28 protein-coding genes and 1 pseudogene are annotated in these 23,090 nt (G+C 37.2%); 1 reads left to right on the forward strand and 28 read right to left on the reverse strand.

The window, feature by feature from the left end; all coding sequences use genetic code 11:
• Positions 1 to 12: 12 nt before the first annotated feature.
• The 21 genes from P8F77_RS10210 to P8F77_RS10310 form a co-directional block, all read right to left on the reverse strand.
• On the reverse strand, positions 13 to 1,758 hold the full coding sequence (locus P8F77_RS10210; RefSeq protein WP_347256078.1) for a terminase TerL endonuclease subunit: 1,746 nt from the start codon (positions 1,756 to 1,758) through the stop codon (positions 13 to 15).
• A gap of 13 nt (positions 1,759 to 1,771) precedes the next feature.
• Positions 1,772 to 2,248, reverse strand: coding sequence for a hypothetical protein (locus P8F77_RS10215; protein WP_347256079.1), 477 nt, complete (start codon positions 2,246 to 2,248; stop codon positions 1,772 to 1,774).
• Positions 2,217 to 2,606: a hypothetical protein gene (locus P8F77_RS10220; RefSeq protein ID WP_347256080.1), complete on the reverse strand. Its 390-nt coding sequence runs from the start codon at positions 2,604 to 2,606 to the stop codon at positions 2,217 to 2,219. The genes P8F77_RS10215 and P8F77_RS10220 overlap by 32 nt, the downstream gene beginning before the upstream one ends.
• Positions 2,607 to 2,616: 10 nt before the next feature.
• Entirely contained in the window at positions 2,617 to 2,904 is a 288-nt protein-coding gene (locus tag P8F77_RS10225; RefSeq protein ID WP_347256081.1) for an SH3 domain-containing protein, read from the reverse strand.
• Positions 2,905 to 3,336: 432 nt separating this feature from the next.
• Positions 3,337 to 3,666, reverse strand: coding sequence for a hypothetical protein (locus P8F77_RS10230; RefSeq protein ID WP_347256082.1), 330 nt, complete (start codon positions 3,664 to 3,666; stop codon positions 3,337 to 3,339).
• Positions 3,667 to 3,960: 294 nt separating this feature from the next.
• Complete coding sequence (locus tag P8F77_RS10235) at positions 3,961 to 4,215, reverse strand: hypothetical protein (RefSeq protein WP_347256083.1); 255 nt, start codon at positions 4,213 to 4,215, stop codon at positions 3,961 to 3,963.
• 21 nt (positions 4,216 to 4,236) lie between these two features.
• Positions 4,237 to 6,969 (reverse strand): helix-turn-helix domain-containing protein, encoded by a 2,733-nt coding sequence (locus tag P8F77_RS10240; protein WP_347256084.1) that lies wholly within the window; start codon positions 6,967 to 6,969, stop codon positions 4,237 to 4,239.
• A gap of 2 nt (positions 6,970 to 6,971) precedes the next feature.
• A complete protein-coding gene (locus tag P8F77_RS10245; RefSeq protein ID WP_347256085.1) occupies positions 6,972 to 7,529 on the reverse strand; it encodes a DUF2800 domain-containing protein in 558 nt (185 codons plus the stop codon).
• Positions 7,501 to 7,791, reverse strand: coding sequence for a hypothetical protein (locus P8F77_RS10250; RefSeq protein ID WP_347256086.1), 291 nt, complete (start codon positions 7,789 to 7,791; stop codon positions 7,501 to 7,503). The genes P8F77_RS10245 and P8F77_RS10250 overlap by 29 nt, the downstream gene beginning before the upstream one ends.
• A 159-nt stretch (positions 7,792 to 7,950) precedes the next feature.
• The gene (locus P8F77_RS10255) at positions 7,951 to 8,271 is read right to left on the reverse strand and encodes a hypothetical protein (protein ID WP_347256087.1); all 321 of its coding nucleotides are present in this window, start codon (positions 8,269 to 8,271) and stop codon (positions 7,951 to 7,953) included.
• 124 nt (positions 8,272 to 8,395) lie between these two features.
• On the reverse strand, positions 8,396 to 8,629 hold the full coding sequence (locus P8F77_RS10260; RefSeq protein ID WP_347256088.1) for a helix-turn-helix transcriptional regulator: 234 nt from the start codon (positions 8,627 to 8,629) through the stop codon (positions 8,396 to 8,398).
• A 331-nt stretch (positions 8,630 to 8,960) separates the two neighbouring features.
• On the reverse strand, positions 8,961 to 9,158 hold the full coding sequence (locus P8F77_RS10265; RefSeq protein ID WP_347256089.1) for a hypothetical protein: 198 nt from the start codon (positions 9,156 to 9,158) through the stop codon (positions 8,961 to 8,963).
• A 342-nt stretch (positions 9,159 to 9,500) separates the two neighbouring features.
• Positions 9,501 to 9,824: a hypothetical protein gene (locus tag P8F77_RS10270; RefSeq protein ID WP_347256090.1), complete on the reverse strand. Its 324-nt coding sequence runs from the start codon at positions 9,822 to 9,824 to the stop codon at positions 9,501 to 9,503.
• Between the two features lie 50 nt (positions 9,825 to 9,874).
• Entirely contained in the window at positions 9,875 to 10,264 is a 390-nt protein-coding gene (locus P8F77_RS10275) for a nucleoside 2-deoxyribosyltransferase domain-containing protein (protein WP_347256091.1), read from the reverse strand.
• A gap of 28 nt (positions 10,265 to 10,292) precedes the next feature.
• Positions 10,293 to 10,457, reverse strand: coding sequence for a hypothetical protein (locus tag P8F77_RS10280; RefSeq protein ID WP_347256092.1), 165 nt, complete (start codon positions 10,455 to 10,457; stop codon positions 10,293 to 10,295).
• Between the two features lie 25 nt (positions 10,458 to 10,482).
• On the reverse strand, positions 10,483 to 10,791 hold the full coding sequence (locus P8F77_RS10285; protein WP_347256093.1) for a hypothetical protein: 309 nt from the start codon (positions 10,789 to 10,791) through the stop codon (positions 10,483 to 10,485).
• Positions 10,769 to 11,068, reverse strand: a complete 300-nt coding sequence (locus tag P8F77_RS10290; RefSeq protein WP_347256094.1) for a hypothetical protein — start codon at positions 11,066 to 11,068, stop codon at positions 10,769 to 10,771. Before P8F77_RS10290 ends, P8F77_RS10285 begins: the two co-directional genes overlap by 23 nt.
• Positions 11,069 to 11,093: 25 nt before the next feature.
• Positions 11,094 to 11,762, reverse strand: a complete 669-nt coding sequence (locus P8F77_RS10295) for a hypothetical protein (protein WP_347256095.1) — start codon at positions 11,760 to 11,762, stop codon at positions 11,094 to 11,096.
• Complete coding sequence (locus P8F77_RS10300) at positions 11,759 to 12,352, reverse strand: hypothetical protein (protein ID WP_347256096.1); 594 nt, start codon at positions 12,350 to 12,352, stop codon at positions 11,759 to 11,761. The genes P8F77_RS10295 and P8F77_RS10300 overlap by 4 nt, the downstream gene beginning before the upstream one ends.
• A complete protein-coding gene (locus P8F77_RS10305; RefSeq protein ID WP_347256097.1) occupies positions 12,339 to 13,640 on the reverse strand; it encodes a hypothetical protein in 1,302 nt (433 codons plus the stop codon). The genes P8F77_RS10300 and P8F77_RS10305 overlap by 14 nt, the downstream gene beginning before the upstream one ends.
• Positions 13,615 to 13,920: a hypothetical protein gene (locus tag P8F77_RS10310; protein ID WP_347256098.1), complete on the reverse strand. Its 306-nt coding sequence runs from the start codon at positions 13,918 to 13,920 to the stop codon at positions 13,615 to 13,617. Before P8F77_RS10310 ends, P8F77_RS10305 begins: the two co-directional genes overlap by 26 nt.
• A 332-nt stretch (positions 13,921 to 14,252) precedes the next feature.
• Here P8F77_RS10310 and P8F77_RS10315 point away from each other — a divergent pair.
• Positions 14,253 to 15,551, forward strand: a pseudogene (locus P8F77_RS10315) (DDE-type integrase/transposase/recombinase); the annotation flags it as partial.
• Between the two features lie 287 nt (positions 15,552 to 15,838).
• Here the strand turns inward: P8F77_RS10315 and P8F77_RS10320 are convergent.
• From P8F77_RS10320 to P8F77_RS10350, 7 genes are all read right to left on the reverse strand, one after another.
• Positions 15,839 to 16,024 carry a hypothetical protein gene (locus P8F77_RS10320; RefSeq protein ID WP_347256099.1) on the reverse strand — a complete coding sequence of 62 codons (186 nt, stop codon included), beginning with the start codon at positions 16,022 to 16,024 and terminating at the stop codon, positions 15,839 to 15,841.
• A 94-nt stretch (positions 16,025 to 16,118) separates the two neighbouring features.
• Positions 16,119 to 16,376 carry a hypothetical protein gene (locus tag P8F77_RS10325; RefSeq protein WP_347256100.1) on the reverse strand — a complete coding sequence of 86 codons (258 nt, stop codon included), beginning with the start codon at positions 16,374 to 16,376 and terminating at the stop codon, positions 16,119 to 16,121.
• The gene (locus P8F77_RS10330; RefSeq protein WP_347256101.1) at positions 16,373 to 17,590 is read right to left on the reverse strand and encodes a DEAD/DEAH box helicase family protein; all 1,218 of its coding nucleotides are present in this window, start codon (positions 17,588 to 17,590) and stop codon (positions 16,373 to 16,375) included. Before P8F77_RS10330 ends, P8F77_RS10325 begins: the two co-directional genes overlap by 4 nt.
• A 342-nt stretch (positions 17,591 to 17,932) precedes the next feature.
• A complete protein-coding gene (locus tag P8F77_RS10335; protein WP_347256102.1) occupies positions 17,933 to 18,163 on the reverse strand; it encodes a hypothetical protein in 231 nt (76 codons plus the stop codon).
• A 10-nt stretch (positions 18,164 to 18,173) separates the two neighbouring features.
• Positions 18,174 to 18,647 (reverse strand): hypothetical protein, encoded by a 474-nt coding sequence (locus P8F77_RS10340; protein ID WP_347256103.1) that lies wholly within the window; start codon positions 18,645 to 18,647, stop codon positions 18,174 to 18,176.
• A 51-nt stretch (positions 18,648 to 18,698) separates the two neighbouring features.
• Entirely contained in the window at positions 18,699 to 22,817 is a 4,119-nt protein-coding gene (locus tag P8F77_RS10345; protein ID WP_347256104.1) for a DUF5906 domain-containing protein, read from the reverse strand.
• Entirely contained in the window at positions 22,817 to 23,074 is a 258-nt protein-coding gene (locus P8F77_RS10350) for a hypothetical protein (RefSeq protein WP_347256105.1), read from the reverse strand. The genes P8F77_RS10345 and P8F77_RS10350 overlap by 1 nt, the downstream gene beginning before the upstream one ends.
• Between the last annotated feature and the right edge of the window lie 16 nt (positions 23,075 to 23,090).

Here is a 23,090-nt window from a genome sequence, read left to right on the forward strand (position 1 = left end):
GTTTCTACCCCATTACTCAAAAGCGTCTCGATTTAGTTTGTAAGCAACGAATGAATCCATCATTGCGGCAACAGCGTCAATCTTTTGATCGTTTCTTTTTTTTAACAATTTTCTGTTGCCGTTCGTATCCTCCATCGTAATACAGTTACCCATGGTAAACGACATTAATTCCTCGTCAAATAAAAGCATTCGTTCTTCCGAAAGCTTCTTTAATTCGCCTAGAGGTACCGATTCGGTCTTGGCTCCCTGAATGACTTTTTCAATTCCGAACGGACCATTTTCAGCTTCCCATCTAGCGACAAAGTCTTTAGCGTTATAAGGGTCATAACCAAAACAACAGACATCGTAACTACATGCAATGATATAATTATCTAAATCATCGTAAACTTTCATCATATCTAAGATAGTTCCGTCTAATACAATTAGACTTCCTTCTTCTATAAACTGTTCGTATTTAATTCGCATAGCTCCAGGTAATTTCATCAGGGTTAATTCAGAAATGTAGTTTCTGGTTTTTACACCGAAACATCCATTAGATAACGGGAATAGAAATGTGAAAGCGCAGAAGTCATCTCCTTGTGAAAGGTCAGCTCCAAGCGAACACGGCATTTGCCAGAAATCCCTTTTTCTATGGGGCAAAGTCTCTTCATATGTAAAGAAATAAGTATAACCTTCCATTGGAATGCCGAAACGTTTTGCTAAAATATCGTTTCTTGTCGCCGGTGCTTTTTCCGCACGCTCCACGTCAAGCTGATATGTTTCATAAGTTACAGTCTTTCCCAAATTAGGATTTGCCTTTAACCACATATCTGGGTTGGATACTTCATCTACTGAATCCAGCTTATACCACCAGATAGACACATGAGGATTTATATACTCCCCCTTTAGGATATCCATCAGTTCCATTTTGATCGTGTCACCGCTCCCATTTCGAACGGTTCCTTCGGAGCTGGTTGCAATGATTAAATAATCATCAACCTTTGACGCCCCCTGCTCGATTGCTCCGATAACATCTTCTCGGATGTCTCCAGAAAGCCACTCGTCGACTGTCGCGGTCTTACATCGAAGGCCTTGAAGTTTGTTGATACTCATCGGACGAATCTCAATCAACGATCCTGTGAGAAAATTTTCAATACCCTTTTTAGTAGACGTTAATTTTACCCGATTCGCCCTGGAACCGGTTGTATTCTGCAACGATCCCTCCGTTAAAAATTGGAATAACGGTCCCCTGGCTCTGGTTATGGCAGTTCGAATAGGTGACATAATTTCTTCGGACTGCTTCATCGTTGGGGCACACGTTATCTGATGAGTGGTCGACGTATCAATGTTTTGGTTATACGATTGTATACATGAATCATACAAAGATTTAGCAGCACCTCTTCCAACAATGAGATACTGCTTGTTAGTCAACCGTTTTTTAATTGTTCTGTTAACATAGTGACCGCCATGTCCATCTTCATTAGGCTCATATACACTTTTTTCTATGAAATAAAACCACCCAAATACCTGCTCTCCCCATAGTTTAAAACTATCTAATAGATTTAGATCAGATCCGTCAGTCAAGGTGAGTTCTTCCTCACAGTATCTTATCCAGCCTTCTACTGCTTTATCATCATAGTAGATTCCAGGATTGGCGATTAAATCATCTATTCGATCCATCTCTAGCGAGATTTCTCTACATACTGGTATTTCGCCTCTTATGACAGAATCTCTAAATTCACCATAATATTTTGGGACGGCAGTATTCGATAACGCCATAGATTAACGCCTCCTACCGTTTTCTCGTTTGCTTTAGAGCGGACCGAACTCCTTTATCCATATACTTTGAAACATATTTGCTTGCTGTTTGTTGAGCTGCATTTTTTAAAACGCTTTCTATAAACTTACGACCAGCGCTTTTTTCTTTTTGTGTAAGTTGTGTGTATTGTTTTTCCATTTGAAGCCGATTGATACGATTACGCAATTCCTGATCGCTCATAGAGTTGATCTCTTTAGAGTCGTATTTTCTCTGAGACTCCAATGCTTTAGTTCTATGTTTATCGGCAACTTTCTGAACAGCTACCGCTTCGGATTTGTATCCGTTTTTTCTTAAATTATCAGCATCTCTTTGAATAGCTGCTGCTGCTCTTGAATGGTGTTTGTTCCCAATTGTTTGATGGTTTGCTCTCCGAACGCCCCACTTCATACCAGGAACACCATAGTGCATTAGTTCGTCATTATTGACACTTCTTGTAACAACATATCCCATTTTGAATTTTCTCCTCTTCCTTTTTTATAGATTCTACCTCAACATAGATACGCCACTCAAGTTCGGCCGCTTGTTTCTCCATAGACTCTTTTACAGCTGCGCTTAGCGGCGGGTCAAATACAGCCTTAACTTTTAAATACACATAAGTTTTTATGGATTCTAAATCGTTCACGTTTGGCACAAAATCTGACCAAACCTCATCTTTACCTCTAATAGAAAAACCCTCTTTGGGTCCAACCCCAATCTGCCTTAAAGTCATCAATACAGTGTTTATATGTATAATAATATCAGTGTCAAATGCGGTGTAATCCGCATCCATCCCAAGCAATTTTTTAATTGAGACGAGTATGCTGTCCATAATATTTTCCTCACGATTTAACGTTTATGAAATCCTTCATACAAAAGCCTTCAATGTTTGATTTCGTTTTAATATTGAACCAATTTTCGTTTGACTTTGTAGTATCGATTATTACTTCGTCTGAAACACGTACCGTACAAAGAACTTCGGAAGATTTGCTTGGTTGTTTTCTAACATTCAAAATTTTACAATTTGCCACAATTCCAATAATGTTTTCTTCTGTAGTTTCCTCTTTGTTAAATTCCGAGATTGTCTCTGCCGATGTTATTTTTGGTGTTTGTTTATTTCTATTTGTCATGTTTTTTTCTCCTTTATCCCTTTTTCCACGGACAAGTATCATTCGGTTGTCGAATAGTCGGCGAAATTGGTATTAGATCCTCAGTTCCGTAGTGAATAGCGTTATGTGTTGAAAGCTGTGTGCAAACCAAATATTCTGGGTCGATCAAAAAATTACTGTGGAACAATATATCATCAACTGATATAGGATTCATGTGGTGAATAATTATATGACCATATATATCATAGTCGTCTAATCCAAGATCACACCCGTTGTCTCGTATAATGATATAGTTTCGCAATGACTTCCACTCGTCGGATTTATAAAACCGTTGATTAAGATATCGATCATGACCAAACGTATCTACACCCACTCCACCGCCAATCTTCAAGTATTGAAAGCGTTCTTCAAATGATTTAAGTTTTGATAATTCCGAATAGGTTCTAATCATCTTCAATAGTCCTGCCCGCTATATGATTTCATCGCTTTCAACGCCTTGTCGTATAATTCTTCCACTCTCTTTGCCGATTCTAACGATTCAGTTTTAGCCGCTAATAAAGCGTTTTCTTGTTTTAATTTTTCTTTTTCCAACTGAGCCTTGGACGAACCGAGTTTTAGAAAGTGGGTAACTTCTTGTGAAGATGCAGTTTTATCCGATAATCTTTCTTCGGCCAAGTCGTAGGCCAAAGAAATTAATTGATTTTCTCTGGCCTCAGGAGATAAAGCGGGCCTTCTTTTACTTTTAGAAGTAGATGAGGAAGACTTTCCTTTACTTTTACCCACACTTATCATCTCCTTTCCTAAATTTGCATGTGGCTTTCATAAAATTTTATACTTAGATAGATTAGTATCCACTCTTAAAAGGAACTTACAAAAATAATCTTCTGTGACATCTGACTTTTTAGTCGAAAGGAGGTAAGTAATAAAAAGTCCTTTCTTTCACATTCAACTATCGTAAGTACCCTTTAAGCGTGGATACCATAAAACCAAAAATATAAAATTTACCCCCGGGGATTTTTTGAAGACCCAGGCGATTTGAGGAGGGGGTGCAATTTTCGATACCCCCCCGTACCCTCTTTATTCCTCTTTTATATCTCTTTTTCTTACTTTTTTGTAAATATTCATGAAATCATTAGCAATTATCTCGTCAATTGCGCGTTCAATTTCTAAATTATTTTCTTTATCGCTGTATTCATCAGATGTTCTAGTAATTCTTGCAAGGTAATCACAAGTCCCATAACCCTTTTCGAGATCAAACATAAACCACGAAGTGAAATCTTCGAATGGATCATAAGGATTATCAAATGTAGTTAATGCACATGTTCCTTCCATACTTTTGTTTCACTCCTTTCATCATAAATGGTTTGATACTGTAGAACGAGAAATGCCTAAAGCATCGGCGATCTGAGCAATAGTATACCCAGAAGCGCGCATTGCTGCTATTCGGTTTGCCTTAGCCGGAGTTACAACCGGTTTGTCTTTTGGCGTTGTTCTTTCCCTGATAACGTCAATGTCTGTGTAGTCCAGAATCTTAGCAAGTGTAGTCTTACTTACGGCGCCGGATTGTATAGCTTCCCATTCTTTATCCGTTATATCAATAGCATTTCGGGACGCGCCAACCAAATTCCTAGCTTTAGTAAGTTCTTGCTGTTTGGCTTTTTTAATCTCTTTCTTAGTCATATCTGGATTGTATTTAATCTTTGCGTTGATTGCGGCGTTGGCTATGGCCTGAGCATGACGTTCTCTAGGGGCGTTCATTAGAGAAACATTCAGCTTAGCTTTTAAAGATGATACCTCTTTCTTATACGTTAAACTGGAGGATGGCTGGTATGGTATTTCTTTAGTTGTAACCATTTCTTTCCGCGCTTCATTGGCCAGAGCTTTCATCTTGTTCGCGTATGTGGCATACGCTTCTTCCTTGGGGTGTCCAGTAGATAATTGCCGGGCATCCTTAACTTCGGCCATTTTTGTACTCTGTTGAGTCCTCATTTTTGTTTTACCAGTCTTTTTATCAACGTAATATAAATCATCCGCCGTCTTATAAGAAACCTCACCGGTATTCTTATCAATGATAGGACTTCCTTGTCGTTTAGCTACAGATACCTCTGACTTAGCTCGGGAGATTAAAGTTGAGGCTCCTTCGTGATACCTTCCGTTTTCATCATAATGTCCCTGATAAGTTCTTTTTAATGCTTTAATGCCGTTTTCAAGTTCACTGCGTTTATAATCCAGCTTATGTTTACCCGCATCGATTACAACCATACTATGACGCACGGCTCTCGCCAGTTCATCCTGACTAGCTCCTTTGATGGTCATATCAGTAATAAGATTTGATATTTTCCCCATTTCTTGCTGAGTATTATCAGTACCAGTCTTGGGGTTTTTCATCAACTTCATACCTTCACTGTACGGATATTCACCTTTAGGATCGAATCCCTCCAATCCTTTCAAAGGAGGAGCTGATGATATTTTGGTCTTATGATTTGTAGGTATCACCATAACGGTGTCCCCATCAAAGTCAGCGCCAGACAAACGTTCCGCCACTTTACTGTTAATACCGACTACATCTTTTACATCGGTGCCTAAAATATTTCTGGCATCGGGATGTTTATTGTTAACAGTTAGAATTGGTATTTCAAATAACCCACCATGCGGATATCGAATAAGTGCTACTTTTTCTCCATCTCTATAGTTGGGCGCGTAGACTTCGGTATCTTTCATCGTCTTTATTGGTAAAATGACTTGATGCTTTTGACGTGGTAACGCTGCAGCTTTTAAATGGACAGCTGAAGAATCACAGTCGTCTGAGAAGGATTGAAGTAATCGTTTCTTAACCGTAGGATTTGTTAATGAACAAATCTCGTCAAACTCTGTTTGCTTATCTGCAATTGCGAGGTTAAGCTGTTTTTTTATTAAATCTAAATTTTGTTTTGCCAGAAACTGGGATGGTAATTTGTCTTGCCAGTCACTCCAATCGCCTTCGTCTGCCCTTTTATTGATAAGCGATAATTGCTTTTTGCCATTCTTATCATAATAATATGATTGTCCTCCATGTTCTTTGATCAAAGATCCAAAGGGATTGTCCGGATCAGAAGAGATATCTTTTAATACGTTTTCCTTTGGTGTTCCTTTCTTTTTATTCGTATTAAACACCACGTCAACGCCATCTGGCATATCATCTGAATATATAGCCATCCCTTTAAGATATTTTTTATCGTCGACAAGGATACGAACTTGGGAATAATGAGATTCTCCCAATGATAAATCCGGGACACCCCTTCTTAATTCGATAACGCCATCTTTTAAAATACCGCCGTCCTCAGCGTAACGAATTTGTAATCGCTTGGAATCCATACTCTTAGGGTAAACAAACCCTTTTTCAAACGTCGTGCCTCCATCATGAGAAATATGATCAGTAACATAATTGATTTTATCGAAATTATAAATTTCTTTATGCTCTGTTCCGGGCGGACACAACACTTTGATCGTTGTATTTTTACCCGGATTAGTCACCTGTGGTACACGACCACCATGTACTTCATAACCGTCTCTTTCTAAAATATATAAAGCATCATCAAGCTTTCTTCTGGAAATATTCAGTTCTCGTTCGACGCCAGCTCCGACGTCAATCATGCCCTTTTTTTCAACTTGGTTTTTTAAAAAATCTGCTGTTTTTTGTGATTGTAACATCCTCGCCTTGGAATCTTCATCCAGCAAGGATCTGACCGATGATTCGTTTATTCCCATTTTTCTGGCGATTTCACTATTGTTGCAACCTTTATCCTGGAGCCTCTTTACTTCGGAAATATCGGCGGCCCTTCGTTCTCCTTTCGCTAATGCTTTTTGAATTCTATATTCAGAAGAACTCAATCCCATAGTCTTTGCAATAGCTGTTTCACCAGTCCATTTCTTTCCATTCTCGTCAATAAACGAAAGATTTTTATCCCTCTTCAATTCTTCAATTCTACTTAAAAAATCTCCACTATGCTGATATGGCTCTTTTCCAGACCCCCATGGATATCGACCAGAACGCTTGGGCATTCCATAGTGCATCAACGAATCTTTGTCGTTTTCTATCTCACTCATGTCTAAGCCTCCTCCAATTTAATTTTATTAAGCAATTTATCAAAGGTTATAATCTTGTCCATGATTAGCAGTATATCTTCTGCTGTTGGGACATGAATCAAAACCTCATCATTTTGATATATTCTTAATTCCATATCGATTTCCGAGGGCTTCGTTTTATATTCCAAACAAAAAAGAGCAGCGTAGATTTCCAACTGCTCCATGTGTGCTGGTATTACACCACTTTTATAATCATGTATCCGAAGTAGCTTGTTCCGAAAAGCTATCGCATCAGCGGTACCGAAACAATTATCTGAATAATATAAAACTTGTTCTGGAATCATTTTGAAACCAATCGCGTCATTAACATACATATTTAATGTTTTGCGCGATCTAGGTAATTTTTGACCAAGTTTGATGCACTGCGCTGCGAAATTATGTAATTCAGTGCCTTTTGTGGCAGCCCGAAAATTTGAATATGCATTTGCGAGTTTTTCTTGGTCATATCTTATCCAATGATACTTACTAGCACCAAGAAATGCATGGCATCCTTCAAGATTCAAATGCTCGTTGAAGTTCATACAACACTTCCTCCTTGTTCTCTGGATAAATGAATCGAGAAAAAGACATCTGATTCATCTTGCCAACATAATATTCTTGATTAGGTTGTCTTGTAGCGCTCGCATTTTTTTTACATTCTAAGGAGGCCCATTTATCTTCATAAAGAATCAATAGATCAGGAATACCTTGAATATCGCCAGAATCCAATTTTGTGACTATACATCCTGGAAACATCATTCGAAGTTCTTCTTTCAAATTTGATTGAAACTCACTTTCCAACATTATTAAAGGCTCCTCCATATTTTTTTAAAACAAAAAGAGAGAAAGTAAATGCTAAAAACGAGCATTTTATCCTTCCCTCTCATAAAAGTCCATGTTTTTTTCGCGAGGCTAAAAATACGCAAAATAAAAGCCCATGCGATTTAGCATAGGCTTAAAAACTTAATCTACATCCCAGCTATCAAGAAACGCCGAGTTTTCAGATTCTAGTTTCGTATATGGTGTAATTTCTTTCACTTTGGAATTACATATTGGACACACCCAACAACCGTCTAATAAATTTTCAGGTCCAGGTTTAAATTCCATATATGTATCACATTGTTTACATCTGATAAATATAGGGATATCATTATTATTACTTTTTGAATCGTCAATCTTTCTAATCTCATCAATTGATAATTCTTTCGATTTGCCTAAATGTTTTTTGCTATAATCGAATCGGTATCCAAATTCGTTATAAATATCATTGTATTCATCTTTCATTTTGCAGCCTCCTTTGTTCGCATTCATCGTTAAAAATATTATACAAACAACCCAGTGTAAATGAAAGGAAAATTTTAATATTTATAATTTAACACCATATATGTTTTTTATCATCTTCCTTCTACTATTCAATTTTGTCACCGCAAAACTCTATGAGTTCTGAAACACTGCAGTCTAACCCATAGGCGATATTAATAATAGCTTTCATACCAGGTATCTTACGTTTGTTAATATAATTACTAATACTCGTCTCAGATATTCCAGTCTTTTCAGCCAGTTCTTTTTGTGAGAGACAATGCTTGTCTAACATATAAACAAGATTATCTCCAAACATTTCCATCCATTCAAGTTCCGTCATTGAAAGTTCCTCCGTATCAATTTCCTTAAGGAAATAATTTCCCACAGGAAACCGCCCTTTTATTTATATATATATATTAATTTTTCTCTCACATTAATAAAGAAAAAAAGTGGGAAAGTGGGCAATACCCCGCAAACCCGCATAAATACGTGGTTTTTCGTGGCCGGTTTCCCAAAGGAAAGTGGGCACAAAGTGGGCAATTCGTCATTTTTTTAGGCTATAATTAGCTTTTTAATAGGTAAAAATCTTTAAAAACGTAAAAAGCCCACTTTTGAAAATATGAAAGTGGGCGTAAAAATCATAAAAGAATTTCTAAAACTATATATCATCATTACCTTTTTGGTCTTCTATTTCTATATTTTTGTCTCTCCCAGGCTTCATGTATAATGATTTCAAGATGTCTGCAGTGTTTACCTTTACACTTTTTATGCCATGCTATAGAGTGATTTAACGCTCCAGGGTGCCCATTATAATGACAATATCCTATAATATTACTTATGTAGTTTCCGTAAATATCTTTAGCTCTCATGGGACATCTTCCACCTCAGCCTTCTTACATTCTTCACAACGTTCAACGTAGTTTACATCAATCGTAAGAACTCTGTTAAAAGCACGGCATAAATAAAATAATTTCTCGGTAAATCCACATGTCCCCTTTGCGACGATAAAGCAAGGGCAATTGCAACAATTGTTTGGAATAGTAATAACAGTCTTCATCTATTTCCTCCTTAGTGATTGACTTTTAATACAATACCCACGTTTACAATAATGTTTATTTGAGTTATAAAACTTGACCCAAAATTTGCAATTTAAGCATTTTTTACTAACCATATTTTTCTCAACGCCCACCTTTCCATTTTCGTTTTTTTTTTTAACAATAATACGCTTCTTCGCACTCAAGATTAAGCACCTTCTCACCTGCATAAAAAATATCTATGTCAGAACTGTAGCAGCCATTTTGATCTGAATAGCAGGGGACAAAAAACATTTTTCCAACATTGTTCCCAAAACGAAAACCTGCACCTTCGACTTTTTCAAATTCAATCGGCTCCGTGAATTCTGTTTCCAAAGCCAGTTTTTCAAGCTGTTTGAAATCTGCATAATTATACTCACAACAATCCTGAAAATGATAGAACGTTATTTCTTTTCCGTTATCAAACAGGATATGTTCGTCATTAACCTCTCTTATTCTCATATTTTTTCTCCTTTGTCAGGTTGTTGAGTATTTTCAACCTGAATTCTAAGTTAGCTATTTAATAAATCTGCCACCTGCAGCAAGCACTTACAGTAATTTCCGCCGTTACTCTCAACCATTCTGCCTACTCGATCCAGAGAGCGTATCTGCCCCACATCAAATGTAATCCCATCGTCTTCAAACAGAAAGGCAAACACTGTTTTTTCAGGCCTTTTATTACTATCGTCTATCACTTCTGCAATTGAATACACCCCAGTCATCTTAGGGGTAATAACGTATAGACAATAATCGCACTCTTCTCTTTCCCTTAGTTCACGCTGATAACATTCTTCTGTCCAATCTGGCACAACCGGATTAAAGTAATCTATTCTTAATGCCGATATTAGCACATCTCTCCAATCACTGTCATTACACGTACCACCTAAAAATACTTTTTTCATGATCTACCTTCTTTCTCAAATTCTAATTTTACACACCACTTATAATAAATATCCAAATTAAGGCTAATGTAATTATCCACACATATTTCGCAATCGTTCTTGTTTGCTCTGATACATCAAACTTCATCCCCAGGGCAAATGCCATAATAAAAGCAAGCACAATTTCAATAATTTTTAATGCCGTTAAATTCAAAATCATTTTCCTCCTAAATCTCAAATTAATTTTGTACTACTTTCACGCCGGTTTCTTCGAATATGGTATTGGTCAAATCGTCTAATGTAATATACCCTTTATCGAAGCTGTCGTACTGATCAACAGCTCTATCAATAAAACGCTCCAATCTCTTTTTTCCAAAACCAAATTCATCCCGCATAACAATTAGAGGTATTCCAAGTAATAAAATAAAAGCTTGCTCAGATGCCTCCGTAACAGCTTTTTGTTTTATAGCTTCTATTTGGTCTTTAGACAAGTTGTATGTTGGGGTCTTTTGTTTTACACCATGCTTACGTTTTTCCTTTCGGTTCATCTGGGTTCTCCTTTCTTTTGGAATCAATCACCAACTTATCACAAGTAAAATTTGTAGCCTCTAAAAATGTAGATTCCATTCTATTAGAAATGGTATTGTCGGCAGTGAAGTCGTGAACGGATTCCAGCAAACCATTATTAATTTTTTTCATCTCATCCTCTAAAAATGTCCACTCCATTGTTGGTGATTTAACAAGGCCTATTAGTACGAGAAATTTATGTAATTTGCTATTAGAATTATTTTTTCTCCATTTATTCCAACGCTTAATGTGTCTCATTTATGGCATCTCCTTCTAACCTAATTTATAGACCAATAATAATCTCCGAATAGGGAAGCGTTGTAATCCACGCACAGAGTTCTCGCCACTCATCAAGTTTGTGATCCTTCCGCGCCTTATAGATATTTGCTAAAACTTCGTAGTTCAACATTACTGTTCGTTTCTGGTTGTAGCTGCTCGGAAGAAGCTGAATCATCTGCCACCAGTATAATTTGTCTTTTGTGTATAAATATTTATTACGCCATTTATTAAGTGCAGTTATTGTGTTGTTAAGAATATTAATGGACGAATCTTCGTCGTCTAAACAAGCTTTTTCATTCAGTAAATTCTCACACGAAAAATCTTCTATTGTAAACTCCTTCTCATGAATCTTGTGCATAGTTGAACAAGAGTTCGCAACAGTGCCTACCTTGTATGTATCAAATTCCTTCCACCAATATAAAGGTGCAATAATATCAACATACACAGTAATCATCCGCATAAACTTTCGATGATCTGTACCGGCCTTACGAAGTCTCATCATAAGGTCATAGTCGTTTTGTCCAAGTTTAAATCGACATATATAATCGTCGGGATCAAAGATTTCAGACTCAATAAATTCACTATCACTCTTCTCCCAAGAATTCATCGGATTCCGCATTCCCCTAATAGCAGCTTCCCAACCAATAGCTTCATCGTTCTCAATTTTAATCATTTATTTTCTCCTTTCTCTATATTGTCAAGATGATAAGTGGCGATCATATCGGCATTATGGGTCCATAAAACGTTAGGAAATGCTGTTAATGCTCTGTTATAATATTTCCAGTCTTCTTTCTCTGTAAAAGCTCCCATATGATACCTAATACAAGCCACTTCCTCTGGAGTTAATTTCAAATATGTAGAAGCGAGTATTACTGATTTATCGCCGTGGCCTTTGTATAAAACTTCCTCGTTGTACTCAAACTTTACTTGAGCAGATATAACTTCGAATTCCGAACCATTGGAATCTCCCCATTCCTCAAGTGTTTTGTATTGATCCATTTTACAAAGATCATGAAACATTCCAATTATATAAGGCGACTCTTTTCTCCCCCATGTTAAGTTATTATTCTCAGTTAATTCAACAAGCGTATCAGTAACATTACAACTATGTACAAATAAACCGCCGATATAGTTCCCATGATATTTCGTGCTTGCAGGAGCATCCAAATATCCCGCGACGATCAAATTATCAATGGTATGGACGTCTAATAATTTCTCAATAGGTTTTAATTCCTTCTCGAGATCTTCTTTAAATATCATCATTTCTTTCCTCCTTTAAATGTTCATAATATTGTTCTAACGGTTTGACATCCAAATCCATTCCTAAGATAATCCCCTTGAATATTAGTTGTTCTAACCGTCCGAAATTTTTCAATGTACAGTTATGTAGATCTGATGAACTTAATGATATTGTAAAACCTTGGCGTTTGGGCTTGTCTTTCCTTGCTATAATCGAATAAGAATCGTCAAAAAGGTCATGCCTAAAATCGATTTGCAAATTATACATATCGCATATATCTAAAGAACGCGATTCCAACTTCCGTATGCAGTATTCATCAGCTTTTATTTCAACGAAATCTCGTTCGCCCTCTTTAAAAAATCGATTGATCTCAACCCTCTCGCCGTCCGGCTTAATCGCATAAAAGATTCCTACAGTATCAAAATCACCATTCTTCTTGTCAGTAAGAAAATCTTCGCAATATACTTTAAATGGACTATTTTCTGGAAAATACGGCATTGTAATAGGAAACATGTCCCCCATTATCATATCAATTAATCCGCTATGATAAGATGCTGTATGCTTGTTAACGTCTATTCCACAAAATTTATTCACATCTTTGTACTTTATAGTCCCATCAACGCTAACACGTTTAAACAGAGAACTCATACGTTTACACTGATAGAAAACCTCTTTGCCATGAAATCCGCTTATAGAATGGCTATATTTCCAAATATCGCATGTGTCTTCAATGGGAGTAAGAGGTTTTCCATCAATTAAGCGGTTCAAAATATGTTTTGTTATGCTGATACTGAACCCGCTATGCCCATCTTCTACAAGACTTTCGTAAGCTTTTAAGGCACTCTCGTAACAAGCACAACCGTAATCCCAATCTTCGTCCTTACTCTCCGAACAATTTCGTTCGCTCTTACACGCTATCTCGATTTCTTTTTCTGCCCAAGATTTTATGCTTGATTCATCTTCTTTTACAAACGGAAGCTCAAAATCAGAACAATTCCGATCATCAATGTACTCATTAGCAAAAATCTTTCTGGTGTCACCACCCATCCACTCTACATTTTCGGGGAGATTTTTATTCACAGCATCAAAATATAAATGATGTTTTTCACACCATTTTACTGCTTTTTGTAAATGTTCTCCGGCCCGACAGGTCCAAAGTATAATCTTTGTGTTAGATCCATCTGTTTTCTTATTTTGTAAATATTCTATGAGTTCTTCGTTGGGCGCCCCAATATCCGGATATTTGTTTTCGCATAAAGTACCATCAAAATCTACAGCTATAATTTTAGAGTTCATTTTTTCCCCTTTCATTTTTGAAATAGTAGTTATCCATCAGTATCATTTTTTTGGTAAATAAAAACATACACCCAATTGGAATCGTCAAAAACGATATCGTAAGATCTCCATCCAAAAATGCTAACGAACATATAGTAAAAACAAGAATCATTACTCCAATCATTTTTTGTTTTATAAAATATTTACGCTGCTTCATCCTTTTTACGTGTGCTTTATCGCAAGCTTTGTATCCGGCTTCGTACCCATCCTGATAATATTTTGTATATATAGAATTCGATTTTTGAACAGTATTCATTTTCGTCTCCTTTTAAATTTATCCACATTTTTAATGGTTCCTGTCTTCTTATTAATAATCCGGTAGTAAAACTCGGTCTCCTCGATTAGCATCCAGTTTTTCCAAATGAGATTGTGTGCTGATAAACAACACTTCTGATCGCGTGTTAACTTTTTGGGCTGTTTCATAAAACTTCCCCCTTTAACTTTTTGGTAGTGTCAAGTTTTACTACCTGTCTTATTGTTTTAACCTTGATTTTATGGGAGTTTGCAATAAAAAGAGCAATGACCTCCCTTTTTGAAGTATAATGTAGTTACCACAACCAAACATAATACGAAAGGAGTTCATTGCTCATGGACATTATACTTTATTTACTTCAACTTATTCAATACCAACATAAACAACTTTGCTGGCTTATTAACTTTATCTGTAGATACATCCCACTTAAGCAGTGGGCTTTCGATGATTCCCATTCTCCGAAATATCAAAAATTTAAAATTGATCAGCTCCCCAAATTCATTTCCTATAAACAGGAATGGAACTGGAAGGATCTCATCTCTTACTATCAGCGGCGTTACCATAAATCCATTAAGCCTGTGTTCAGACGCGTGGAATGTGATATCCCCAAATCCTGTCACTGTCCTGTTTGCGGTGCGCCGGTTGACTATCTCACGTGGAACGATGGGAAACGAAAATCCCAAGTGCTGTGCAAGGTCTGCCAGACACATTTTTCTCCAACCAAAGATAACCGTTTTTCCAAAACTACCGTGTTAAAGTGTCCTTACTATCTGCACAACCTGAAAAAAGTTGATAAAAAGCATCTGAATGAGGATTACGGTAAAAATAAATATAAGCTTCACTACATCTACCGTGAATTCACGATAGATTTCTTTCGGATGGATTTAAACTCTCTCCCAAAGAATGCCTCTTCTCTCAAATTCACCAAGTTTGATTCCCACACCATGTCTCTATGTCTGACTATGCATGTGAATCTTGGACTTTCTCTCAGGAAAACTAAGCAGGCGCTCCATGACCTTTACGGTATCACTATCTCTCATCAGAGCATTGCCAACTACTGTAAATCCGCAGCTCTTTGCATCAAACCCTTTGTCGATCATTACGATTATGGCACCGAATCCGTCTTCACGGCTGATGAAACCTATATCAAAATCCGTGGTCTTAAAGCTTACGTCTGGTTCATTATGGATGCTGCAAAACGTTCCATCATTGGATACCGGATCTCTGATAATCGCGGTGTTGGTCCCTGTATCCTTGCGATGAGAATGGCTTTCCGAAATCTAAAAGAGCTTCCGAAAAACTTTAAATTTATTGCGGATGGATACAGTGCCTATCCATTAGCTGCCCAGCAGTTCTTCCATGAGTTTGGTGATAAATTTAAGTTCAGCATCACTCAGGTAATTGGACTTACCAACGACGATGAAGTGTCAAAAGAATTCCGACCATACAAGCAGATGATTGAAAGGCTCAATCGTACATACAAGGTCTCTTACAGACCTACGAACGGCTTTGACAACATCGACGGCGCCAACTATGACCTTGCTCTATGGGTTGCTTACTACAATTTCCTTCGTCCTCACAAACACACAGGATATAAAGTCCTAAATGAGGTGGAACTGCTAAAAGGAGCGGAACCGTTGTCACGCAAACCGTGGAATACCACAGTGCACCGCACAAGGATATGCCGCGAAAGTTGCTTGACATAAGGGTTCTCGGATTATCCTGTTTAGCAGAAAAGGGGCAACTGCGCCCTTTTCCTGCCTTCCGGCGAGGATGGGTTCGGGCAAAGCCTGATATTAGGTCAAGGGACAAGTCCCTTGCGGGTACTTAGGGCAGCGCCCTAAGCCCTCGGAGAGCTTAACGTTATCAATATCTACAGGTTTCAAGGTTCATCTGAGCCTATTTTTTATGCTCAGCTTTTTCATACATCACTTGACACTATCAACTTTTTTGTAGTCAATTTTTTATGGATTTTCACAGCATCTTCTCCTTGAAAAGCATTTACAATATTGACTACTCCATTTTGTTGCTCCCCTACAATCAAAATACTTTGGTCTTTTCCTTTAGAGAAATCCCAACTAACAATTACACTTCCTGTTGTTTTCATATTTGTTGTTCTCCTTTCGAATTTCTAGCTAATATAAAAGACTGGTACGAAATCGTTTCATACCAGTCCTGTATATCGACCATTTGCTTGTTTATTATTCAACGCCTTGTTGTGATATTCCTTTTATAAAACCACTCACAAGACCCTGCCTAAATTTTTCTTTCATATAAACACTTGGGGAAAATAAAATCAAAAATGGTTTAACCCAGAAGGGACAATAATAACGAGCATTACAAATACCTTCCGATATCCCAAACTCATATCCGAATGAATAACCTCGTTTGATATACCATTTTGTAAACCGTCTTTTAATATTCAATAATTTTTCTCCTTTCGATTCTAAAGATTTCACCAGTTCACGTACTTAGCCTCATTAAAACTTTTCTTTTCTTTTAGTGTCCGGCTGATTGCCAAATCCATGTTCGCATGAGACTTAAGGTGATAATAATATAGATCTTTATAAGGGGTGTTAAGCCGGTCTATTCTACCTGCGGATTGATGCATAATTTTATACGAATAATTCTGTGAGTAAAATACGATGGTGTCAGTTTTAATACAATTCCAACCTTCAGCTCCAGAATTGTATTGAACTAAATACATCCATTTTTTAGCATCAGGAATTGGTTGATGTTTGTGACCATTCCACTCTGCTATTTTTACGTCGTCACCATAATATAAATTTCTTAGTATCTCTAACTCGTAATCAAAGTTATAAAACACAATTACTCGTGGATGTTTTTCTGCAAGTTCTAATAAGGCAGCCTGCCTTGATTCATCCATGTTCACAATTTTTCTCTGAATATAACAGAACTGACTAACATTAGATATCGGTTCGTTCTTAAATGGATTCCATCGAGTTTTTACTACCTCTTTGTATTTATCAACATCGTATTCTACAAAAACATCCTCGTGATGTGACACTGTACTGCGATTGAAATCCATCTCAACCAAAATACTATTGCGTAGTCTAATGAGTCGTCCCGTATTTAAATATCTATCAATTTTAGGAAATTTAACGAATCGGCTGAAAACTACGTGTTCCCGATTAAATTCCGTTCGATTTTTATAAAATCCATTTGCTATAAATACCGGAATATAATCCTGCCAAGTATCACCGGGTGTTGCCGATAACAAGATCCAATGGTTCATTTTCGTGATTTCGAGAAACGCTTTTACCCATGACCCTTTGCCAACGACTCTTTGTTCGTCGAAGATAAAGAATGCATCTCTTATGTTCTTATATTTCTCAATATTATTCCAAGAGTCCACGATAACTTGATTATCATAGAAATTCAATTCGTGGTGAGTGGAAAGGAGAAATTGTCCTAATTCTCTCTCCCACTCAAGATCGTCCCTCTTTCTTGCTGTCGTAATAATGTAAAGATCCTTTGGGTCGGTCATAGGGATATAAGAACCATCCCAATCTAAAGTTCCATTACCTTCTTTAAAAAAATAATAAGCAAGCGCCGTTAGAGATTTTCCAGAACCAACACCTCCGCATAGAATACAACCGTTTTTCATATTATCAATGGCCTTTTTTTGATGGTCGTACAATTCGAATGCCACTATTTAGTCACCACCTATAATTGCCCTTATGAGCATAACTGGCCATATTATGGCGAAAACGATGACTATTATAAGTGTTATAAACAACCCACAATCGGTCTCGACCTCGCTGCTACATCGAAGTGCTAATAGTGCGCCTATTAATAGATGCACTGCTATAAAAATAAAAATCATAATCTCTCCTTCCACTTTGTTGGTTTGTGGCTATCCGTATTTGTCGACTTACATAAACATATATCGCAAGTGCTTTCACCTTCTCCTTTTTCATAATATCTACATGTACGACAAAATTGATAAAAATAAACTTCTTTCAAATGATTATCCATCTTAACCTCCATGAAGTTAAACTTCTACGCCTATTTCATCCTTAATTAATTCACGCATATCTTCATATGAAAAATACTTTTTATCGTATGAATCGAGTTTGTCACGGTATTCTTTAATCATTTTTTTGATATCGTCTTTCTTGAAATCAAATTGATCATGTAATATCATAAGTACAATTAGCAAGTCCACTTCACGAACCAGATTCATTATTTTGGTTTTACCAGTCTTTTTATCTTTTTGAAACATACCCATCCTCCTATTTGATCGGCTCATCTTCTACGGCGTATTTTTCAGCAAACTCATCCTCCTCGATGGTTACATACATATTTTTTAGATACGCCTTAATTCCTGATTTACCGTTTACTTCCCAGTGATACGGTCGAATCGTCAAATCAACATTTGCAATTTCGGCATAATCCAAAGTGTTGATCGATTCTTCATCCAGAGTTGTCTGATTTCTTCTGGTCACCATAACAACTTTAGGTGGTATTTTACCGAATCCAACCGCAACTTGCATATAATATGCCGGATCTTCATCCTCGTCCCTTGGTTTTAAAATTCGAAGGTTCCATCCTTCTTCTGTTAACTTTTCCGCTAAATCAGAATCGTCAATGAATACACAAAAATTTCTGCAGCCTGCCCTGTTGTATTGTGATTCTCTTCCGGAAAAGTTTCTAAAACCGATTCTTACATTCTCCATTACGATATTTTCTGTTTTTTTATACGTCATGATATTTCTCCTTTAAATAAAATTATAAATTTGCTCGTGTTAAATTCGCAATTATGAAAACGGCATCTCTTCTTCATAAACAGGCTTTCCGTCCTTAAACTCTGGCTCAATATATGGATCGTCCGAAACAAACCATTCAAAATCTCCGTATGCGATCAATTCTTTTACAGCATCGTCAACAAGTTTGTCGTAATATGATCGGTCGATGTCAGATTCTTTACCGAGTTTCAAAACCATCTCTGATTCCAACCACCGAAAGCCTTTAGATCCAGTTGCAGCGTAATATTTCCCATCTTTTTCCCGCATTAGAAGTCCACCACCACAACCATTCTTGATTGGACAAAATTGTCCAACTTTCCCTATAAAACGATAGCTATGTCCTTTTTCAATTAACTCTGAGAGTTCCTCTACACGTTTACATTTTCGTTCCATTTCCGAATCATGCGGTAGTGAGTTATCACCAATATCTTTCCAAAGTTTAGCGTGTTCCTTTTCATATTGAGACACATCAGGTAGTCCCTCATTCATATCCAAATATAAAGCGCTGGTTACTGATTTGGTTTCACACATATCTTCGAAAGTGATTCTCTCTCCGCTAAACAGTTTCTTAAATACATATGGAATCTGAAACTGCGTGCCAGTGGCCGTCCATTTACCTGCTTTCTTCTTTATATCCGCTGGAATATATCCATATGAACTTTTACAGAAATCTTCCGTTGAATATTTAGCAATGTATACAGCGTTGTTAACCAAACACATTCGTTCATATGTCGCCTCATGTTCGAAAATATAACCATATCGCTTCCCATAATCCACAACAAACTGGATAATTTCAGGAGTGGCATCTGGTATCTTGATGGAGTCAGTTTTAATATGTGCGACAATAAAGCCTCGCTCCTGTACCTCATGTTTAAGGTTAATCATAAACAGCGCTCCTCGTTTGGCAACGATGTTATCTTTGTTTCTCGGATCACGAAATGCGTTCTCGAATGAAGCAGATGTCAACCCGTAAACCGAGTTGATAGCTGTTTTTAATGCATTCGCCAAATCTTTAGAAGACATTTCACCCTCGATGACTTTCTGAATATATGGAGTTAGCTTACCATTTAGCATTTGATTTACTTCATCCCAAGCTTCGTGCTTGATGCTCACACGGCCTTCGACAATCTCCTGAAATGCTGTTGTGAACCTAATACCAAAGAGTACCTCCGCGATTGCGCTATGGGGATGCATGGAGGAAACGTCCAGCAAGGCCACATTACCGTACATACCAGGCTCCGCATAGACATAACCACCTTCACCGACTTCCTCTCCGCGATATGTAGATTTTCCGCTTTCATATTTGTAGCCTGGAAAATAAGGAAGAAAGCTACCAGCCTCTCCATGCGTTTGCTGCATCATTTCAGGACACGCGTTTGATAGGAAATCATATGTTTCCTCATCTAAATTATGTACGGGCTCTGCTAAGTTCCGATAATTGAATTGGTCCTGTGGTTTTCGGTTGTTTCCAAAAATAATTTTTGTTGTCAGAGTATTCGTTGTATCGTTAACAGTCATTCCGGCCAAATCCGCCAGAATTTGACGAGCCGTCCAATCCGCATTTAGGTAATTAAAGGCTGCTTCTGTAGCAATTACGTCATTGTCACAATACTCAGCAACCTTAACCCACATTTCTTCGGGTACCGGTTTATCCCACGGAAGCCCTAACTCTTGATGGTGAAGTCCCATTTCGATTTCTAATTTTTTCAGACTTTTCTTGTTTCCAGCCGAGGCAAAATCATACACATCAGTGTAGGAAGCATTATAGGCTTCCCCAAAAAATGCATTTCTTTCGCCGCTAATGATTTTTTGTGATAATTTGTATAATTGCTCATTTGTATATCCCATCAGCCGAGCATATAGCATGTGGTTATCGTACCGGCGACAATTGAATCCAACCAGTTTAAATTTCATGAGTTCTTCAATCTCTGATGATTTTGGATTTATCATTCGTACAACTGGTTTTCCTTCTCCTTCAACTTTCCAATTAACCAGAAACAGATTGGGAAAAACTTCTACGTCATAAAAAATCAGAGGGCCGCCATTGTCTTTACTAACGTTGACAAACGAGTCCTCTGATTTAAAATGCATTTTATTAACTAACTTAACACAATAATCCGACTGATGCGTACTGTTCGCTGCGAATGCTAAAACAGAATTATACATATTAGATACGTCATACTTTAATCCGCTTTGATATGCATCCTCCAATATCTTAAAAATAAAATCGATACTGGGTTTTGTTCCCGGATGGATTTCTTTGTTAAGGTTACGTTTTATTAACGAACGTAGACCTTTTTCACTTTTGACAGTCTCAAAATTAACCATCCTTTTTTCTCCTTTCAACGGTAGCCCCGAGCTGATCGTTGCGATTGGTAGATCATTACACTTTGTAAGTTTTCTTCGCAACGAGCTCTTGCCCATGAATACCTTAACTTCAATATGGTCTCCGTATACCCGACTAAGCTTTGATACATCTCCAGAGTAAATATAATGAAGGTGTATCCCGGCTCCGCTTTTACTTAATTCAGCGTATGTAGGAGGCCATTTATTTGCTTCTTTTAAGTTTTTCTCATAAGATTTACCCCCTCCTTCATCCGGAATATCAAAGTCGATGACTATATGATTTTCTGGAACTTTTACATAATGGATTTTTGAAGTGTCTATTTCAGACAATTTTGTTTTTGTCTTATCCCATTTTTTCAAGGGAGTTTCCTTTGATGTTGCATACTGAGCCAAACACTCAGCATATTCCTTATCAAATATGGATCGATTCATATCAAATTTTATTGAATAAGACGAATCTTGTTCTTTTTGATCATGAACTTCACCCTCAAATTTGTCCGTCCTGAAGCCTAAATAATAGTTTCGTACTCGATCACCGGTACTCAAAGCATAACGGTCCTTCCAGCTCCAAAAATAATTTTTAAGTTCTTCCTTAAACGCTCTTTGCGGATAAGGATACAAGACCTTTGCTTCATCACAATAAGTCTTGTACATTTCCCAGGCAGCCTTCAATGTTACACCATCTTCTTTTTTAAATACATGATAAGAATCAATTACGAAATTATAAAAATCATTAGAAGCGCCCAACATTGTTGTTGGGATATAATTATCATATTTTCCGGGATTACTTTTATACACTTCTTTGCAATAATATGCGATTGCACCCAGTTCAAACTTAATTTGACCGATGACGTTCTTGTATTCGTTTGCTTTAAGCTTGCGTCCAGAAGGCGATACATCGATTAGTCTTCGAATGAGACCTGACTTTGCATCCGTAATCTTCACTGGTTTATTTGTGCCCATAAATAAAAAGCATTTAAATCGATTTGAATAAGTTGATTTGAATTTTTCATTTACGGTCATCAGTTCGTGAGAAACTAGACTATTAAGTCTTGTGTTGTCCTCAATTCTGGATAGGTCTCCATCGTGTTGGATTGCCACGAGCGGGTTTGTCTTAAATGCCTCCAAAGCAAATGAATTGCTAGTTGACCCTAAGGCCTTTGCATCAAAAACTGAATAATATCCGTCGAATAATTGTTGGACAATGTTAAGAACCGTAGATTTACCAGTTCCGGCAGCACCATACAGTACAAGGAACTTCTGAATTTTCACCGAATCTCCCGACACAATAGATCCTATTGCCCATTCGATTTTGTGTCTTTCTTCTTCAGAATATAATGTAGACATTAATTTATTATACGCTTCGAGTTCTCCCTTCTCTAACGGATAATTAAGTCTTTTACTAGCATAATCTTTTTTCTTTGTTTCTGTATTTGAAAATATAAGTTTCTCATCCAACATTCGGAACGAATCTCGCATTTGTTTTTGACAATACCTATGCCAAGAATCAATCATTCCCGATTCGGCATCCCACATATACAAAATTTTTATATTAGAGTCAAACCGCTGTCGGTTCTCTTCCGCATATTTATCCAGCTCTCGATCAATCAACTGCAGGGCATCTTGTTCGTCGGTAGACCATAAGCCACGTTCCTCTATCCAGATAGCGTAGAAATCCCCTCCCCGAATCATTAAATCCGAACTTTTTTTAATAATAAATCTTGGATAGATTTCTATCACGCCTCGCTTCGTACTACGCGTTGAAATCATTAAAAAGTCGATCATTACATCCCATTCTCTCCTTCCACGTCATCTAAATCATTTAACCTTATTTTGAGCTTTTCAATTTCTTCATTTTGGCGAATTTTTTCTCCATAATTTATAAAAGTAACAAATGTCACTGCGGCCATAATAACAAATAGGCGTCTATTTGTTTTAGCCTGTTTAATCTGCAACAACTCACTTAAAATGGCGTTATGATCTACGGCGTTTATCAAATCATCCATGTTACGAACTGATGCTCTTTTAACTATTACTTTCATTTTTTTCTCCTTTCCT

This window comes from Anaerostipes sp. PC18 (assembly GCF_039789045.1).
Lineage (GTDB): Bacteria > Bacillota > Clostridia > Lachnospirales > Lachnospiraceae > Anaerostipes > Anaerostipes hominis.